General features: G+C 60.5%; 15 protein-coding genes, 1 tRNA gene and 1 pseudogene (1 of these 17 only partly in view). 11 read left to right on the top strand and 6 right to left on the bottom strand.

Annotation, left to right across the window (positions count from 1 at the left end; all coding sequences use genetic code 11):
• Together CBB91_RS12500 and CBB91_RS12495 are read right to left on the bottom strand one after the other, a co-directional pair.
• Positions 1 to 331, bottom strand: the beginning of a protein-coding gene (locus tag CBB91_RS12500; RefSeq protein WP_273014305.1) for an acyl-CoA dehydrogenase family protein. 854 nt of this gene lie to the left of the window's left edge; the window shows 331 of its 1185 coding nt (coding positions 1–331); it begins with the start codon at positions 329 to 331; its stop codon lies off the left edge, out of view.
• A 96-nt stretch (positions 332 to 427) separates the two neighbouring features.
• Positions 428 to 2299, bottom strand: a complete 1872-nt coding sequence (locus CBB91_RS12495; protein WP_273014303.1) for a DUF885 domain-containing protein — start codon at positions 2297 to 2299, stop codon at positions 428 to 430.
• A 105-nt stretch (positions 2300 to 2404) separates the two neighbouring features.
• Between CBB91_RS12495 and hemC the strand changes: the two genes are divergently transcribed.
• The 5 genes from hemC (at position 2405) to CBB91_RS12470 (ending at position 7007) form a co-directional block, all read left to right on the top strand.
• Positions 2405 to 3388 carry a hydroxymethylbilane synthase gene (hemC, locus tag CBB91_RS12490; RefSeq protein WP_273014301.1) on the top strand — a complete coding sequence of 328 codons (984 nt, stop codon included), beginning with the start codon at positions 2405 to 2407 and terminating at the stop codon, positions 3386 to 3388.
• Positions 3382 to 4110 (top strand): uroporphyrinogen-III synthase, encoded by a 729-nt coding sequence (locus tag CBB91_RS12485; protein WP_273014300.1) that lies wholly within the window; start codon positions 3382 to 3384, stop codon positions 4108 to 4110. The genes hemC and CBB91_RS12485 overlap by 7 nt, the downstream gene beginning before the upstream one ends.
• A gap of 60 nt (positions 4111 to 4170) precedes the next feature.
• Positions 4171 to 5400 (top strand): hypothetical protein, encoded by a 1230-nt coding sequence (locus CBB91_RS12480; protein WP_273014298.1) that lies wholly within the window; start codon positions 4171 to 4173, stop codon positions 5398 to 5400.
• Positions 5397 to 6833 (top strand): heme biosynthesis HemY N-terminal domain-containing protein, encoded by a 1437-nt coding sequence (locus CBB91_RS12475; RefSeq protein WP_273014296.1) that lies wholly within the window; start codon positions 5397 to 5399, stop codon positions 6831 to 6833. The genes CBB91_RS12480 and CBB91_RS12475 overlap by 4 nt, the downstream gene beginning before the upstream one ends.
• Before the next feature lie 98 nt (positions 6834 to 6931).
• Positions 6932 to 7007: transfer RNA gene (locus tag CBB91_RS12470), tRNA-Thr, on the top strand.
• On the opposite strand, the gene CBB91_RS12465 is transcribed toward CBB91_RS12470, so the two are convergent.
• The 4 genes from CBB91_RS12465 to CBB91_RS12450 all read right to left on the bottom strand — a co-directional run bounded on the left by CBB91_RS12465 (position 6986) and on the right by CBB91_RS12450 (position 10757).
• Complete coding sequence (locus CBB91_RS12465) at positions 6986 to 8482, bottom strand: UdgX family uracil-DNA binding protein (protein ID WP_273014294.1); 1497 nt, start codon at positions 8480 to 8482, stop codon at positions 6986 to 6988. The two genes, CBB91_RS12470 and CBB91_RS12465, sit on opposite strands and share 22 nt — an antisense overlap.
• Positions 8479 to 9729 carry a putative DNA modification/repair radical SAM protein gene (locus tag CBB91_RS12460; protein WP_273014292.1) on the bottom strand — a complete coding sequence of 417 codons (1251 nt, stop codon included), beginning with the start codon at positions 9727 to 9729 and terminating at the stop codon, positions 8479 to 8481. The genes CBB91_RS12465 and CBB91_RS12460 overlap by 4 nt, the downstream gene beginning before the upstream one ends.
• Positions 9730 to 9809: 80 nt before the next feature.
• Entirely contained in the window at positions 9810 to 10343 is a 534-nt protein-coding gene (gene thpR, locus CBB91_RS12455) for an RNA 2',3'-cyclic phosphodiesterase (RefSeq protein ID WP_273014291.1), read from the bottom strand.
• 81 nt (positions 10344 to 10424) lie between these two features.
• Entirely contained in the window at positions 10425 to 10757 is a 333-nt protein-coding gene (locus tag CBB91_RS12450) for a DUF2853 family protein (RefSeq protein WP_035547570.1), read from the bottom strand.
• Positions 10758 to 11107: 350 nt separating this feature from the next.
• Here CBB91_RS12450 and CBB91_RS12445 point away from each other — a divergent pair, with 350 nt between their 5' ends.
• From CBB91_RS12445 to CBB91_RS12420, 6 genes and pseudogenes are all read left to right on the top strand, one after another.
• Positions 11108 to 11854, top strand: a complete 747-nt coding sequence (locus CBB91_RS12445; RefSeq protein ID WP_273014289.1) for a Bax inhibitor-1/YccA family protein — start codon at positions 11108 to 11110, stop codon at positions 11852 to 11854.
• Between the two features lie 81 nt (positions 11855 to 11935).
• Positions 11936 to 12481, top strand: a complete 546-nt coding sequence (locus CBB91_RS12440) for a GNAT family N-acetyltransferase (RefSeq protein ID WP_273014287.1) — start codon at positions 11936 to 11938, stop codon at positions 12479 to 12481.
• An 86-nt stretch (positions 12482 to 12567) separates the two neighbouring features.
• Positions 12568 to 13170, top strand: a complete 603-nt coding sequence (locus tag CBB91_RS12435) for a peroxiredoxin family protein (protein ID WP_273014286.1) — start codon at positions 12568 to 12570, stop codon at positions 13168 to 13170.
• A 70-nt stretch (positions 13171 to 13240) separates the two neighbouring features.
• Entirely contained in the window at positions 13241 to 14665 is a 1425-nt protein-coding gene (locus CBB91_RS12430) for a M28 family peptidase (protein WP_273014285.1), read from the top strand.
• Positions 14666 to 14674: 9 nt separating this feature from the next.
• Positions 14675 to 15205 carry a hypothetical protein gene (locus CBB91_RS12425; protein WP_273014284.1) on the top strand — a complete coding sequence of 177 codons (531 nt, stop codon included), beginning with the start codon at positions 14675 to 14677 and terminating at the stop codon, positions 15203 to 15205.
• A gap of 10 nt (positions 15206 to 15215) precedes the next feature.
• Positions 15216 to 15999 (top strand): annotated as a pseudogene (locus tag CBB91_RS12420) (hypothetical protein); the annotation flags it as partial.

Here is a 15999-nt window from a genome sequence, read left to right as displayed (position 1 = left end):
CNTTCTGNNCNTCNGANCCGAATGTGTAGATNACNGGGCCGACATAGANGACGCCCATCGGCGTGACGGTCGGCACGCCGGCGCGNTCNAGNTCNTCGTCNAAGACGTATTGCTCCTCGACCGACCAGCCGGGGCCGCCATATTCCTCCGGCCACGCACTGGCGAGCCAGCCCTTTGCGCCGAGCGCCATTTCGGACCGGCGGACTTCTGCTGTGTTCAGGGCAAGCCCTGCGCGGTTCTTCTCGATGATGTCCTTCGGAAATTCGGTCTCGAAGAAGCGGCGGACCGTCTGCCGAAAGGTTTCGGTCTCTGGGCTGAAGTCTAGATTCATGGCGTTTTCTCCCTGCCCAAAAGCGTAGGGCAGGGCCTGCCTCAAGCAAGCCCTGCCCTCGCGTCGCCCGGTTGGACGATCAGGTTCCAGCGGAGATTACGCCGCCTGTTGTTCCGCGATCCACTGGTCGACCCTGCGTTCGAGGATTTCCAGTGGCATGGCACCGCCACCCAGAACCGTGTCGTGGAAGCCCTTGATGTCGAACTTGTCGCCCAGTTCGTCTTCGGCCTTCTTGCGCAGCTGCTGGATCTTCATCATGCCGATCTTGTAACTGGTCGCCTGTCCCGGCATCACGATGTAGCGCTGGATCTCCGAGCGGGCCTGCGCCTCTGTGATGGCTGTATTGTTCAGGAAGTATTGGACTGCTTCTTCCTCAGTCCAGCCCTTGGAGTGAAGCCCGGTGTCCACGACAAGCCGGATGGCGCGCCAGATTTCAGAGCCGAGCCGGCCGAAATCGGAGTAGGGGTTCTGGTAGGTGTCCGGGAATTCCGTGGCGAGCCATTCGGAATAAAGCGCCCAGCCTTCGATATAGGCGGTGAAGCCGGCCTGGGTACGGAATTGCGGCACGCCTTCCAGTTCCTGCGCGATGGAGATCTGCATGTGGTGACCCGGAATGCCCTCATGATAGGCGATCACTTCCAGTTCGCGCTTCGGCATCGCTGTCATGTCGGAAAGGTGAGCATAGTATATGCCAGGGCGCGTGCCATCGGGCGTGCCCGGATAGTAGTGCTGGGCTGCGCCATCCTGCTCACGGAACGGCTCCACGCGCTTCACGACGAGGTCGGCCTTCGGCAGGATACCGAAGAATTCCGGCAAATTCTCCTTGATGTTCTCGATGTCGCGGGTCGCGTCGTCGATATAGGCCTGACGCCCCTCATCCGTATTCGGATAGTAGAAGCGCTCATCATCCTTGGAATCGCGCAGCATCGTGAAGAATTCCTGCAACGTGCCTTCGAAACCGACTTCCTGCTTGATGGCTTCCATTTCTTCGTGGATGCGTGCCACTTCCTTGAGGCCGATCTCGTGGATCTCGTCAGCGGTCAGGTTCGTTGTCGTCTGCGTGGCGAGGAGGTGATTGTAATATGCCTTGCCATCCGGTTGCGTGTCCGCACCGACCGGTTTGTCGGAGTCTGGCGAATTCGCCATGTCTTCCTCGGCAAAGGCGATGATCGCTTCATAGGCGGGCAGGAAGTAGTCGACGAGGGCGATGCGGGCTTGTTCCAGCTTGGCGTCCGCCTCTTCCTCGGTCAGGTCACCGGACTCTTTCAGCTTGGCAATTTCAGACTTCACGTCCGCGTACAAGGCGCTGTCTTCGCCCTCTGTAAACGGCGCGCCAGTGATGACTTTCTGCGACTGGTCGATCACGCCTTCATAGGCGAATTTCGGCGCATGCACGCCGCGCGCAGCAGACTCGCGCGCCAGATCAATGGCTTCGTTCATGGCGCGGCCACTTTCGCTGATCCGGGTGATCAGCGCGTCCAGATCTTCCACGGAGTCCACGGAATGGAAATTGATCAAGAAGGTCGGGACAAAGCCCTGCGGTCCGTTCATCTGATCAAAGACATAGCCATTGTAGAGGTATGCGTCGCCAGCGACTTCTTGCTCGGTCTGGTACTTCCAGATGTCGTAGGAAATCTTGTCGGCGGGTGAGAGCGCGTCATAGTCGAACTCGCGCTCCATCTCTTCGGTCGCGGCCACGCGCCAGGCGAGCTGCTCCTTGTAGCATTCGATGGTGAAGCAATCGATCTGGTCATTCTTGTCCTTCCGGCCGAGAAATGTCAGGCCAACCGGGCTGAATTGCAGCTCTTCTTCATACTTGGCGTCGAACCAGGCATTCAGGCGTTCCCCGTTCGCGGCCATCTCCTCGGCGGTGATTTCGGGCTTGTCCGGTTCGGCGGCTGGCGTGGTTGGGCCGCACGCGGTCAGCGCGAGGGCAAGGGCAATCGCGGTGGCGGTTTGCTTGATCATGAGGGAACTCCGGAAAATTTTTCTCGAATAACGATAAGACTTGGTATTCCTTTCCGCGGCGCTGTGTCAATTGGCAAGTGCCTTTATGGGCGTTAGGGGAGGGGGATGACTGATCCACGTATTTCTCCTGATGATACTTCCCGCAATGACCAGCGCGTCCTCCGTGTCGGCACGCGGGGATCTCCCCTGGCGCTTGTGCAGGCGCGGCAAGTGGCGGCGGCGCTCGAAATCCATTCCGGCGGCGCTTGGCGTGGAGAGATCGTGACGTTCACGACATCCGGCGACCAATTGACAACCGAGCGGCTGATTGATGCGGGCGGCAAGGGCCTGTTCACCCGCGAACTCGATGCGGCGCTGGATCGTGGCGAGGTCGATGTCACGGTGCATAGCCTGAAAGACGTGCCGTCTGTGTTGCCTGACGGGCAGCGATTTGTGGCGTTTCCGGAACGCGAAGATCCGCGCGAGGGCTTCCTGTCGCCGCATGCGAAATCTCTCGCCGACCTGAAACAGGGTGCGCGGGTCGGGACTGCCTCTCTCCGCCGGGAGGCGCAGACACTGGCCCAGCGCCCCGATGTCGAGATCGTGACCTTCCGGGGCAATGTCGCCACACGCATGCGCAAGCTCGAAGACGGCCTGGCGGACGCGACGTATCTCGCCATGGCGGGCCTGACCCGTCTCGGCATGGCACATCTCGCCAATCCCATTCCGCTTGACGACATGCTACCGGCAGCGGGACAGGGCATCGTCGGTGTCGTGGCACGGGAAGACCTGCCAGAGGATGCGGCGGCGGCCTTTGCAAAGATGAACCACGCGCCGACCGAGGCAGCCGCACATATCGAGCGCGCCTTTCTGGCCGCGCTGGATGGAAGTTGCCGGACCCCTATCGCGGCGCATACGTTTGACGAAGGCGAGACCTGGTTCATGCGGGGCGAAGTTCTGTCGCTGGACGGCAAGCAGACTTGGTCCGCAAGCGGATCTTGCGCGAAGAATGCGTCGCGGGATGCGCTCGCCGCGCTCGGGGCAGAGCTTGCGGGCAAGATCAAAGATGCGGCAGGGGGAGAGCTCCCGGCCTTTGGTGGCGCATGGTGAAGCCCCCCGTCATCGTGACGCGGGCCGAGCCGGGCGCGTCCGAAACGGTCGCGCGTGTGCGCGAGCAGGGGCTAAGCCCGATCCTGTCCCCCATGCTGACCTTGCGCCCGTTGAATGCGGTGGCGCCAGATCTGGGCGGAATTTACAATCTCGTTTTCACCAGTGCGAATGGTGTCCGCTATTTTGTCGATGCTGTTGGCGGGATCACGGAGCAGGTCGCTGACGTGTCGGCTTGGTGTGTCGGGCCCGCGACCACAGCCGCCGCTGAAGACGCGGGATTCCAGAAGATTATCGCCGGTGATGGCAATGCGGACGATCTGGCCCGCCTGATCCTGTCGTCCGAAGATCAGGGTGATGGCTTCCTGCATGTGGCCAATGATGCCGCTGCCGGGAATTTGGTGGCCACCCTGAAGGCTGCCGGGCGCAACGCGAGATTTTTGCCCTTGTATGAGACAGTGCCCGCACAGGCGTTTTCGGAAGAGGCAAGCGATGCCTTGCGCTCAGGGGAGGAGGCGATTGTGCTTATCCACTCCGCGAAAGCGGCGACCGCATTCGTGGATCTTGCCATGGGGCTTGCCTCTGAAGCGTGGACAATGATTGCGATTTCGGAGGCCGCAGCAGCTCCGCTGAAACCGCTTGGCGCATCCCGCATTATTGCAGCGGACAGGCCGAATGAAGACGCGCTTGTCGCCGCGCTGTGCGAGGCCAGCAAAGGGCTTTGATCGGCGCCATAGTCTGTGCGAATGTGGCGGAAACTCCCGTCTGAAGGGAAAGCAGGATTCATGACTGAAAACGCCACACCTGACGACGATCCGATTGGCACGAGCGAGCCAATAGATGCGGATTTCGAGCCAGCGCCCGAAGGGGCAGCGAGTGGAAAGCGTGGCTTGTCTGCTGGACCGGGCTGGCTGGGCGCAACCATCCTGTCCCTGTTCGCGGCGGGACTGGGCGGCATACTCGGCATGGCGGGCACACGCTATATCGCGGATACCTCAACCAATCCCGGCATGGTCGAAAGCCGACTCGATGAGATGAAGGCCGGTCAGGAGGAGATTTCCATCAGGCTTGCCCGAACCATTCGGGAGCAGGATGGGCTGGGCACCAATCTGGCGGCGCTCTCATCCGAGGTTGAGGCGCTATCGGATCGCGATCCGGCTTCCGACGGTCAGGTGGACGATCAGGCCTTGCAGGAGCTAGCGCAACGGGTCGCGGCGCTGGAATCTGTCGACACTTCGGGCGATGTCAGCCCCGAAGACTTGTCGCGTTCTGTCGCCAGCCTCGAAACCCGCCTGAACCGCATGGCTCAATCGGTGGAACAATTGCAGGAAGCGCCGGACGGCGTTGAGGTCGAGCGGGTTATCGAGCTCGAAACACAGCTCGCGGAACTGCGTGATGATCTGAATGAGGCGAAACTCTCCAGCCGTCAGGATGCCGAACAATTGGCCGGATTGATCGAAGGCATGCGGCAGGATGAGGCCAAGGCCCGTGGCGCGGCGGAAGCGGCCGTGCAAACGGCGGAGGTTGCGCGCGCGGTATCTTCCATAGAGGCCGCCTCGCGCAGGGGTGGCGGCTTTGCGCCCGAATTGCGGACACTGAGGTCGCAGTTTCCAAATGACGCTTCTGTGCGCCAGCTAACGCCCATCGCTGATGATGGTGCCCCCACAGTCGCTGAGCTGCAGACCTCTTTCGAGGCAGCGAAAGGCCGCGCGGAGGCGGCTCTGTCTGGCGGAGGAGAGGGGCTGTCCTGGCTCAATCGTGCTTTCGGGGACGCAGTCAGCGTTCGCCGAATTGACGGTGAAGACAGCGATCCGCAAGCGATTCTCGCGCGCGCCGAGGAGACCCTGGCAGCAGGCGAGATCGCTGAGGCACTTGCCCTGGTCGAGCGGCTGGACGGCGCCCCAGCGTCCGAGATGGCTGACTGGACCGAACAGGCAAACCGTCGCATCACTTTGGAAACGGCGCTCGAAAGCTTGCAACAGCGCCTGCTTGAAGGAAACAATAGCGCCCCATGAACCGGATTGTCCTGTTTGTCCTGATCCTGCTGCTGTTTGCAGTCGCTGCGACATTTGCCTGGTGGGCGTTATCTCTGCCGGGGGCTGTCACATTCCCGTATGGCGAACAGGAGATATCGGTCCAGTCGGGCCTGGCAGCCTTCCTGTTGCTGATATTGGGCGGGGTGATCGCCTTCGTGTGGTGGATCGTCAGCGGCCTGTTCATTCTGCCCGGCAAGATAGGAAAGAACCGCCAGGTGTCGCGCACGCGCAAGGCGAACTCTGCGTTGACGGAAGGCCTGCTCGCCGCCGAGGCAGGCGATGCCAATACAGCTCTGAAGCTTGCCAGAAAGGCGGCCAAGCATGCCGATGATGAGCGGTTGCAATTGCTGCTCGAAGCGCGCGCTGCTGAAGCGAATGATGATTGGGCCGGGGCTGAACGCGCCTGGGGCCAGCTGACGCGCCTTCCGGGCGGGCAACTCGCTGGCCTGCGCGGGTCTGCCACTGCAGCGGCCGAGCGCGGCGATCAGCAAACGGCCGAAGCACGCGCCCGCGAAGCGCTGGGCATCAAGTCCAATGCCGACTGGCCCTTCAATTCGCTGTTTGATCTCCAGGTATCGCGGGGCGAATGGACCAAGGCGCTCGAAACCCTGTCGATTGGCGAGAAGCGCGGCCTGATCAAGGGCGACAGTCTGCGACGTCGCCGCGCCGTGTTGCATACGGCCCGCGCCGTCGGCTTGCCGCTTGGCAGCAAGCTGGAGGCGCAGAAGGAACTTGCCGAAGCGCTGCGCTCGGCGCCAGCCTTTTCGCCGGCAGCCTGGCATGGCGCACGGCAGTTGATGACGGATGACAAGGCCAAATCGGCGCAGACCGTGCTGGAAACCGGCTGGAAAGCGCGCCCGCACCCGGCATTGGCGCAATTGTCCCGCCGTCTTGTGCCCCAAGACACGCCAGAGAATATTGCGGCTCGCCTGAAGACGCTGATCAATTCCAATCCACAGCATCGCGAGAGCCGGATCCTTGAGGCTGAACTGTCGATGGATGCCGCGGACTGGACCGCTGCCATCAAGGCGCTGGCGCTGCTGGTCGAGGAAAAGCCGACAGCACGTCTCTGCCTGCTCATGGAACGCGCGCTCAAAGGCTATGGCGATACGTCTGAAGCGGATCGTTGGGGCCGGATGGCCGTCTCAGCCTCGCGCGAGCCGGACTGGTCAGACCTCGATCCGAAGGGGATGGCGTTTGACTTTTCCCAGAGAGACTGGAGCCGTCTAGTGTATGCCTTTGGCGATGTCGGGGACCTGGTACATCCGCGCTATGAATCCTTCGGGCGAGAGCTCGAAGCAGGCCGCGTCGTTGCCCTGCCAGCACCGGGCGAGGAAGACGATGTCGCCACGCCCAAGGCCCCGGATGAGCGACGCATGCCGCCGCTTGACTATGTAACCGACGACGACTGACGCCCGGCGCGCCGGTCAGCAGGGACAGCTACAAAAGCGTCTTGCGAAATCCNAGNNGCNTCTACCGGTATGAGGCGNGNCTTCANAAATGGNCTTAAGCCGCTATAGCTCAGCTGGTAGAGCATCGCATTCGTAATGCGGGGGTCAGGTGTTCAAGTCACCTTAGCGGCACCATTTTCTTCCCGGCAATTCGTTCCCTTCACGGCGCCGTTCAGAAATGAGCGTGCCATTAGTAGATCCTGCGCGAAATGTTGGCGTTCGGTCAGGGCGCGGTCCGCGTCTGGCAGGCGGAGGAGATAGGCGGGATGGACCGTCACGAGCAAGGATGCCCCGCCGGGGACNNGCTGAATTTTTCCGCGCACATCTGATATTTTGACTGAGTGACCGAGCACGCCTCGTGCAGCGCTTGCGCCAAGCGCNATGATCAGATCCGGTTGAACCTGCTGGCGTTCCAGGTCGAGCCACCAGCGACATGTATCGATTTCTCCGGCATTTGGCCGCTGGTGCATGCGTCGCTTGCCGCGCGGCGTGAATTTGAAATGCTTGACGGCATTGGTGACATAGGCCGCGCCCCTGTCCAGCCCGGCTTCGGCCAGCATCGTGTCGAGCAATTGTCCGGCAGGCCCCATGAAGGGGCGTCCGGCAANGTCTTCCTGATCGCCAGGTTGCTCTCCCACGATCATCAATCGTGCGTCTTCAGGCCCTTCGCCCGGCACGCTTTGGGATGCGTCCTTGTAGAGCGGACACCGCTGGCACGCAGAGATTGCCGAGCGGATTCCGGCGAACGTTTCCAGCGTCGGGGCAGGGGCGGCTTGAGCGGCGCGTTGGCGGTCCAGATGTGTGGCCAGCGGATTGGGGGCTTGGAGCGGCTGAGCCTGCATGGAGCGGGCTCGGGTCGGCGCCGTCGCGATCAGTTCGGGGATCAAATCCGCTTCCGGCAAATTCTTCCAGTACTTTCGTGGCATTTCCGATGTCATCGCACTGATCTTCAAGCGCGCCGGATTGAAGATGGAGCGGAAATAGGTGCGCCATTGGTCCTCCACGGCGTCATCTGGCGGAACGTCGGATCGCTGGCCACCCTCGCTGAAGCGTAGTGAGCGCCCATCCCAACAGGCGGTTCGGTCCGGCGTGACGATAATCCAGTCCATGTTTGGAAACCGGCGCTGGAAGAAGGGCGCGCTAAGCTCCAGCGTGCGATGGGTCGGCTCGAACCACGCCGCGAAGGTCTCCCGACCATCTGGATCGGTTCCCGTCTCCCGGAACCGGACAAAGGCATGGGTCTTGTGGATATCCCGGCGTACCGCCTTGTCGCTGGACATGAGCCAGCGAATGTCATCGTCTGTTATCTGATCAATGTGCAATGTGCGCGCCTGCAGGCGGAACAGAATGCGATAGAGACGGGCAAATCGCTGCGGGTCGGTATGACAAATGGTGCGGCGCGCCAAATCTATGAAGCGCTTTGAAACGCGCATCGGAGATGCCGGCTTGGCGGCGGATGTTTGGAATGTGGCAGCGGACAAGAGATCGCTGGGTGCGCCCTGTATCTTCCAGTCGACCGCATCCGGAGCAATGGCTTCGGCTAGAAGGCCGCGTGCGAGTCGTCGCCATCCTTCGAAATCCGTTTCATGTTCCAACTCGGCGGCGATCATGTGAACAGGTCCAGCTGCTTGGGCGCTGGAAGGAATCGCTGCTTCAGGTCCGCCGTATCTGTCAGCTTTCCGGGTGACCATCCGGATGCCGTAATGAAGGGGCGAACAGTTTTCAGGCTGCGAACGATTCGGCCGAGATCATCTAATGTCAGCCGGGTGTGGCGCCGCGCGGCGACGATGCGTTTGGCACTGGTTGGGCCCAGGCCCGGTATGCGTAGCAACTCCTGATAGCTCGCCCGGTTGATATCCATCGGGAACAGGCCGCGATTCCGCAGGGCCCAGGAGAGCTTCGGGTCCACGTCGAGGTCCAGCATGCCATTGTCAGCAACCGATGTGATTTCCGCCGTCGTGAACCCATAGAAACGGAACATCCAATCGGCCTGGTAAAGCCGGTGTTCCCGGATCAGGGGAGGGCGGATGGGCGGTAGGTCCGCGCTGGCGTCTGGAACCGGGCTGTAGGCGGAATAATAGACGCGCTTCAGGCCATAGCCCGCATAGAGCCGGGCGGAGGAGTTGAGAATGTCGGCGTCACTGGAGGCATCTGCGCCGACAATCATTTGTGTGGATTGTCCACCGGGCGCAAACGCCGGAGGTTTTGCGCGTTTCAGGATACGGCTGGCTTTCGCGTCCTTTACGTTATCAATCTCATAGCGGATATCCGCCATCGCCTTGCGAATGGTCTGTCCGCTTTTCTCCGGGGCGTAGTGCGTCAGTCCCTGTTCGGATGGCAGCTCCACATTCACCGACAATCGGTCCGCATGTTTGCCGGCCAGCCGGATCAGTTCCGGATCTGCCTCGGCGATCGTTTTCAAGTGGATGTAGCCGCGAAAGCCATGATCCTCGCGAAGGCTGCGGGCCACCTCCAGCAATTGCTCCATTGTGTAATTCGGCGAACGGATAATTCCGGAGGAGAGAAAGAGCCCTTCAATATAGTTGCGTTTGTAGAAGTCGAGGGTCAGTTTGACGACTTCTTTAACGGAAAACCGCTCGCGTTGTACGTTCGAAGACGACCGATTGATGCAGTAGCGGCAGTCGAAGATGCAAAAATTCGTCAGCAGTATTTTCAGCAGTGATATGCAACGACCATCAGGGGCATAGGAGTGGCAAATCCCCATGCCTTCTGTTGAGCCAATCCCGTTCGTGCCAACCGAGTTTCGTTTCCTTGATCCGGATGACGCGCATGACGCGTCGTACTTTGCCGCGTCTGCGAGAATTTCCAGTTTCTGAATAAGGGTGCGGCGCGCCATGATCCTGCTCCTGTTGATATGAGAACATATCAGGAACTTTCTTGGCTGCACTAATCTATGTCAGTCGCTGCGACGCAGGGTCACTCCAGTATGTAGTCAGCTTCCGCGACATATCGGCTGGGGCCGTTGCCCATGTGGCTGGAGTAGAGGTGGAAGCCTTCTACCCAGAAGGATCCGCTGCGATAGGCGTGGTGGCGTTCGACCCAGACGCGGGTCTCGTCCAGTGGCGTGCCGTGCAGATAGGCAAGGGTCACGTGGGGCGTGAACGGGCGACGATCCAATGGCAGGCCGAGACGCCGTGCCGCCTGATCGCACTTGGCAGAGAGCGCGCGCAAGGGATCACTTTCTCGCACACGGGCCCAGACCGCTGATGGTTCCCGGCGTCCAAACCAGCCCATGCCTTCGAGGGACAATTCAAACGGCGNACAAGAGATGGCGGCGAGCAGCTCGTCGAGATCCCGTGCGTCCGTATGCGAGACGTCTCCGAAAAAGCGGAGCGTGATGTGGAAATTTTCTTCCGGTCGCCAGCTCGCGCCGGAAAGCCCGGTCTGAGTTTCCATCAAGCCGGGATGGAGCTGGTCCGGGACGGCAATGGCAGCAAACAATCTATACATGACTGGGTTGAAGCCTGTTCTGCGCAAAAAGAAAACCCGGCGCGCGGGCCGGGCTTCCAGGAAGATTGATTGTCGGCAGTATCAGCCGGCCAATGCGTCCAGCTTGCCGAAATGTTCGGCCAGCAGGTAGTAGAACGTGACGCGGGATTTGTTTCCGCCTTCAGCGCTCATCTTGTCGCAAACAGCCTTGATCGCGTCGTCCAACTCGCCCTGTGTGTGCGGCAGCCCCAGCTTGCCACGGCACCACTTTTCCCGGATGCGGTCCAGTTCACCNGAATCGCTGCACGCCACAATCGAGCTATCCCGATTGCGAAGAGCAATTCCCAAACGTCCCACGATTTTTTCAGCGGCGGCCTGATTGTAACCGTTCGCATATTTCTTGATATTTTCGGCATATTCTGATGCGTCTGCCATTTACGTCCCCTTCATTCTAAGCGCCCCCACTGTTGGAAATGCGCCAGAACACGAAAATTAACCTTGGTCAAAACCAAGTCAATGGACAACACGAAGTTGAGAGCAGCACTAAATAGCGAATACTACTCGTTTGAAGCTTTGATTAGGCGGAAATCAATCAAACAGTATCAATTACTAGCAGTTTCTGCNAATTACGCTGGCCTTTTGATGTGTGGTGGGACTTTGCAGGCCTGAAAAGCCCGTTCGGNTCATCTACCGGTTCAGCTTGCGAAAATCGCTGGTCTCACCCATATTCACAGTAAGTTTGGCGGGGAAATCCCCGCCGATCACACAGAAAGGGTAATCTACCTATGAATGACTTTAATCGTGCCTATTCGCCGNGGCCGACTGGCCAGACGATGGACATGTCGGTCAATGAGGGCCTGCGCAGCTTCATGCTGGGCGTCTACAACAAGATGGCGCTCGGCCTGCTGCTGACTGCGGCGCTGGCCTATGCCTTCGGTGCGCTCGTACCGGAAAGCGTCACCCTCACACTTCTGACCGGGCCGATCGGCCTTGTCATCATGTTTGCCCCGCTGGCAATCCTGCTTCTGTCCGGCTTTGTGATGAAGAATCCGTCGCCGACGGCGGCCAATCTCGTCTACTGGTCGGTCGTCTCGCTGATTGGTGTCGGCATGGGCGCTATCGTCTATGTGTACGCGCGCCAGCCGGACGGCATGTTGATCGTGTCAAAGGCTTTCCTGACCACGGCCATCGCGTTCGGGGGCCTGTCGCTCTACGGCTACACAACCAAACGTGACCTTTCCGGACTCGGCGTATTCCTGATCATGGGCGTCATTGGCGTGATCGTGGCGTCGGTCCTGAACATGTTCATCTTCAAGTCGAGCATGTTCCACATGGTGATNTCCGTGGTCGGTCTGCTCGTATTTGCTGGCCTCACCGCCTANGACACGCAACGCCTGAAGAACATGTACTTCCAGATTGCCGGCAATGCCCGCGCAATGGCNGTTGCCACCACGTTCGGTGCACTCAGCCTGTACCTGGATTTCGTGAACATGTTCCAGTTCCTGCTCGCCATCATGTCGGGCCGCGACTAGTCAGATCGGCGTAACGCATTTAGATGAAGCCCCGCCTGCAAGGCGGGGCTTTTTTTCATTGTGCCGCAGAGGGAGATTGTCATGGCGATTGGTCCAATCCTGGAGACGGAACGTCTCGTCCTGCGACCTCCGGCCAAAGAAGATCTACCNGCCTGGAATGCCTTTCATTCCGATCCAGAAGTCATGGCGCACCTCGGCGGCGTTCAGGGGCCTGAACTGACCTGGCGGTCTGTCTGCGGCATGGCGGGCGCGTGGACGATCGAAGGNNTCTCCATGTTNTCTGTGATCGAGAAGTCGACAGGTGCNTGGGTTGGCAGGCTCGGGCCGTGGCGTCCGGCTGGATGGCCCGGTACCGAGATTGGCTGGGGGCTTGCGCGCTNGGCNTGGGGGAAGGGCTACGCCACTGAGGGNGCGTCGGCNGCGATGGACTATGTGGTCGATATCCTCGGCTGGACCGAGATCATTCACACAATCCTGCCGGAGAATGTGGGCTCCATCCGCGTGGCAGAACGCCTTGGCAGCCGGTATCTGCGCAAGGAAAAGACTCCGCCACCTTTCGANGGCATGATGTGGGATGTCTACGGACAAACGGCCGATGAGTGGCGGGCGCGTCGCGCTCACGCCTGATCAAGCCTCTGTGAGGTGNGGGCATTTCGTCTCGCCAGCGGCGTTCCGGGCGCTTAAGCCTCATCGGAGATTTCAGGAGACGNCCCATGATCCGTACAATTCTGCNCAGCCTCGCAATCGCTTTGACCGCCTTACCCGCAAGCGCGCGCGAAACTGTCGAGATGCACGCAGAGGAAAGCGCGACTGCGCCTGCCATCCCCACGCCGGATGTCGGCCTCGCCATCGGTCAGACTGTTCCGCATGTCGAACTGGTTCGCGCGGATGGGGTCATTGCTGACCTGCCTGAACTGATGGGGGAGAAGGGCGCCGCAATTGTGTTTGTCCGGTCGGTAGACTGGTGTCCTTATTGCCAGAAACAACTGAAGCAGATCGACGAAATTGCAGGGGAATTGTCTGAGCTAGGATGGCCGCTCGTGGCAGTTTCCTATGATGATTCCGAGTTGCTGGCTGAGTTCTCGGAAAAGCATGGCCTTTCTTATGAATTCGCATCCGATCCGGAGTCTCAGGCCATCAAGGACTTTAACCTCCTCAATGAGGGGATGACTCCCGGTTCTCGCTACTATGGCGTGCCGCACCCGGCGATCTTCTTCGTGGACACCGATCGCTCGGTCCGCGCTGTTCTGCGCGAAGAGAGTTACAAGGACCGGCCCGCCATGGAGATCGTGCTGCATATTGCAGCCCAACTCTAGGAGAGGGGTGTTCATCGCGCCGTCTTGCCTTGTAAGCTTCATGCNACGTGGGACTGGCAGGAGGAAAGCGATGAAGNACCNCAGGGCAATNGCGAGTGTGCTTGCGAGCGCGTGGATACTGTGTGGGCAGGCATCACTGGCGCAGGACGTTGCGCTTCCGGAAGACATTGCCGCGACCACGCAAGGCCTGATCGATGCCGGCCTTCNGGATGATGTCGGCCTGAAATTCGTCGAGGATCTGACCACGGAGATCGGCGCCAGGCTCGCCGGATCGCCTGATGAGGCGCGGGCGCGTGTCTGGTCGATCAATGAACTCAAGGAGCTGGGCTTTGACGCTGTGCGCGTGGAAGACTTCACCATTCCGTACTGGGCACGGACGCGGGAAAGTGCGCGCGTTACCGGGCCAAATGCACAGGATCTCGTCATCACGGCCTTGGGCGGCAGCCGCGCGACGCCGCAAGGCGGACTGGAAGCGGAACTTGTGCGTTTTGAATCGCTCGCGGAGCTGCAGGCCGCTGACCCTGCCACCATCAAAGGCAAGATCGCGTTCATAGACGAGCATATGTACAAGACGCAGAATGGAGCGGGCTATGGGCTGGCCGTGCGCAAGCGTAGCGGTTGCGCCAAGGCTGCGGCTGAAAAGGGCGGTGTCGCNTGTCTTATCCGGTCTGTGGGAACCCAGCCGCGTCGCATGCCCCATACCGGCGGCATGTCACGCGAGGGCGCGCTTGGCGATCTNCCGGCAGCCGCGCTTTCCGGCCCGGATGCAGACCAGCTGACCCGCCTGCTCGCGCGGGGGCCTGTCTCGGTGAATCTGGATATCGGGGTGGAGTATGCCGATGCTGCGCCGTCAGGAAATGTGATTGCTGAAATCGAGGGAACGGACCTGAAAGACGAGATCGTCCTGATCGGATGCCACCTCGATAGCTGGGATCTGGGCACAGGTGCACTGGACGATGGCGCCGGGTGCGGCATCGTTGTCGGTGCGGCAAAGCTGATCGCGGATCTGCCGACCAAACCGCGCCGTACGATCCGTGTGGTTCTCTATGGTTCAGAAGAGGTCGGCCTGTTCGGCGGCGCGGCATATGCCCGCCAGCATGCTGAGGAGCTCGACCNGCACGTACTGGCAGCTGAAAGCGATTTCGGGGCAGGGCGCATCTGGCGGTTCCAGACGAATTTTGGCGACTCTGCTTTGCCCTATGCGGCGATCATGAAAGAGGTTCTGATGCCTCTGGGTGTTTCGCCAGGTGACAATGCCGCTGGTGGCGGGCCGGACATCGGCGTGTTGCGCCGGGCAGGGGTGCCAGTCGTAACGCCCGGTCAGGACGGCCGTGACTATTTCGACTATCACCACACGCCAGACGACACTTTCGACAAGATCGACGCCGAGGAGTTCCGCCAGAACGTGGCTGTGTACGCGGCGTTCACCTATATCGCAGCCGACACAGGCTGGAATTTCCGAAACGAGCCGATGAGCCCAGTGGGCACAGAATAGGCGCCTCGCGTGGCGGCTGCTGACAAGATCACGCCAGCTCTGGCAGGTGCCTTGGAGGCGCTGAAACTGGCGAGGCGGGAAGTGGCTGAGGTCGAGCGCGACCCGGAGCGCTGGCGTTGGGTGAGCGTCGGTCTTGTTACTGCGCTGAAATGCGCAGCCATCGCGGCGCTGTCAGCCTATGAGACGGCAAACGATGCCGACACGCTGGACCTGAAGTCGCCGACGAAGGTGGCGCCTTTGAAACTGTTGCTGCGCCGCGCTCGCTCTGACGAGTTTCTGCTGCCGCCGGAACAATTGCCGGCAACGGCGCGCCAGATCGAAGCGGTCTTGAGACTGGCGGCCTATCGAAATGATGTGCTTCACGGAGGGGCAGGGGACCGCGCGGCGTCTATCGTGGGAGACGCGAACACTTGCGTGATCCTGATCCGGCATTTCCTGGAAGTTGCGCCAGCCTTTGATCCATCTGACTACGCCGTCCATTGCGCTTTGGTGTCGGATGAGCTGACAGCAATCGAGGCAGCGTTGAGGCAACTTGGTTAATATTGAAGTCATGACCAGCTGCGATAAGGGCAGGATGCGCGCGACGTGCCGGTCTCTTGTGTTCCTGTTTTCTGCGTTCGCCCTGACGGCGGCGATGCCGGAGACGTTTTCGCGTGAAGAGCTCGACGCGCTGGAAGCTGAGCGCGTTGCGGCAGAGCGCAAGCTGGAGGCGCTCGAAAGCGCTGGCGAGACAGCCCTCAGCGACATCAAGAATATTGATACGCAGCTGATCGCGGCGGCAATGGAATCCCAGCGCCGGGAAGAACAGGCTTCGAGTGCCGAAAAATCCCTGATCGATCTCGGGACGCGGCGTGTGTCGGCGCAAATGAAATTGCTTGAGAACCGGCAGGCACTTGAAGATCTGCTTGCCGCGCTCGCCGCATCGAACAGGCGCAAGCCACCTGCGCTGATTGTATCCCCCAATAAGGCAAATACCGCTGTGCGCCGTGCGATTCTGATGAGCGAAACGACGCCGCGTCTTGCCTCCCAATCAGAAGAACTAGCAACCGAAATCGAATGGCTGAACGAACTGGAGCGGCGTATCCGGGGCGAAAAGGCGAGACTGGAAGCAGCGGAGGCCACCCTTGCGCTGAAACAAGTCGAGATCGAGCGGCTGGCCGCAGCCAAGCGCGGCAATTTCGAAGACTTGTCCGGAGACATCGCTGCGCTGAAGGCCCGGGCGGCAGAAATCGGCGCGAAGGAGCAGGATCTGCGATCCTTGCTGGAGTCGCTCGAGGCCCAGGCCCCGTCTGCGCCCGGTGTGAAACCTGAATTGCGGCCACGCCTCGTCTCCA

It is taken from the genome of Hyphomonas sp. TMED31 (assembly GCF_002172815.1).
GTDB classification, from domain to species: Bacteria; Pseudomonadota; Alphaproteobacteria; order Caulobacterales; family Hyphomonadaceae; genus Hyphomonas; species Hyphomonas atlantica.
Note: the sequence above shows the minus strand (reverse complement) of the source record. Positions and strands in the feature narration are given on the sequence as shown.

What these genes read in the sequence shown, in the direction of transcription:
- CBB91_RS12460 (WP_273014292.1), bottom strand. Translation starts at nt 9,729, where the DNA reads ATGGCGCGCCGCACCCTTATTCAGAAACTGGAAATTCTCGCAGACGCG.
- CBB91_RS12475 (WP_273014296.1), top strand. Translation starts at nt 5,397, where the DNA reads ATGAACCGGATTGTCCTGTTTGTCCTGATCCTGCTGCTGTTTGCAGTC.
- CBB91_RS12485 (WP_273014300.1), top strand. Translation starts at nt 3,382, where the DNA reads ATGGTGAAGCCCCCCGTCATCGTGACGCGGGCCGAGCCGGGCGCGTCC.
- CBB91_RS12480 (WP_273014298.1), top strand. Translation starts at nt 4,171, where the DNA reads ATGACTGAAAACGCCACACCTGACGACGATCCGATTGGCACGAGCGAG.
- hemC (WP_273014301.1), top strand. Translation starts at nt 2,405, where the DNA reads ATGACTGATCCACGTATTTCTCCTGATGATACTTCCCGCAATGACCAG.
- CBB91_RS12495 (WP_273014303.1), bottom strand. Translation starts at nt 2,299, where the DNA reads ATGATCAAGCAAACCGCCACCGCGATTGCCCTTGCCCTCGCGCTGACC.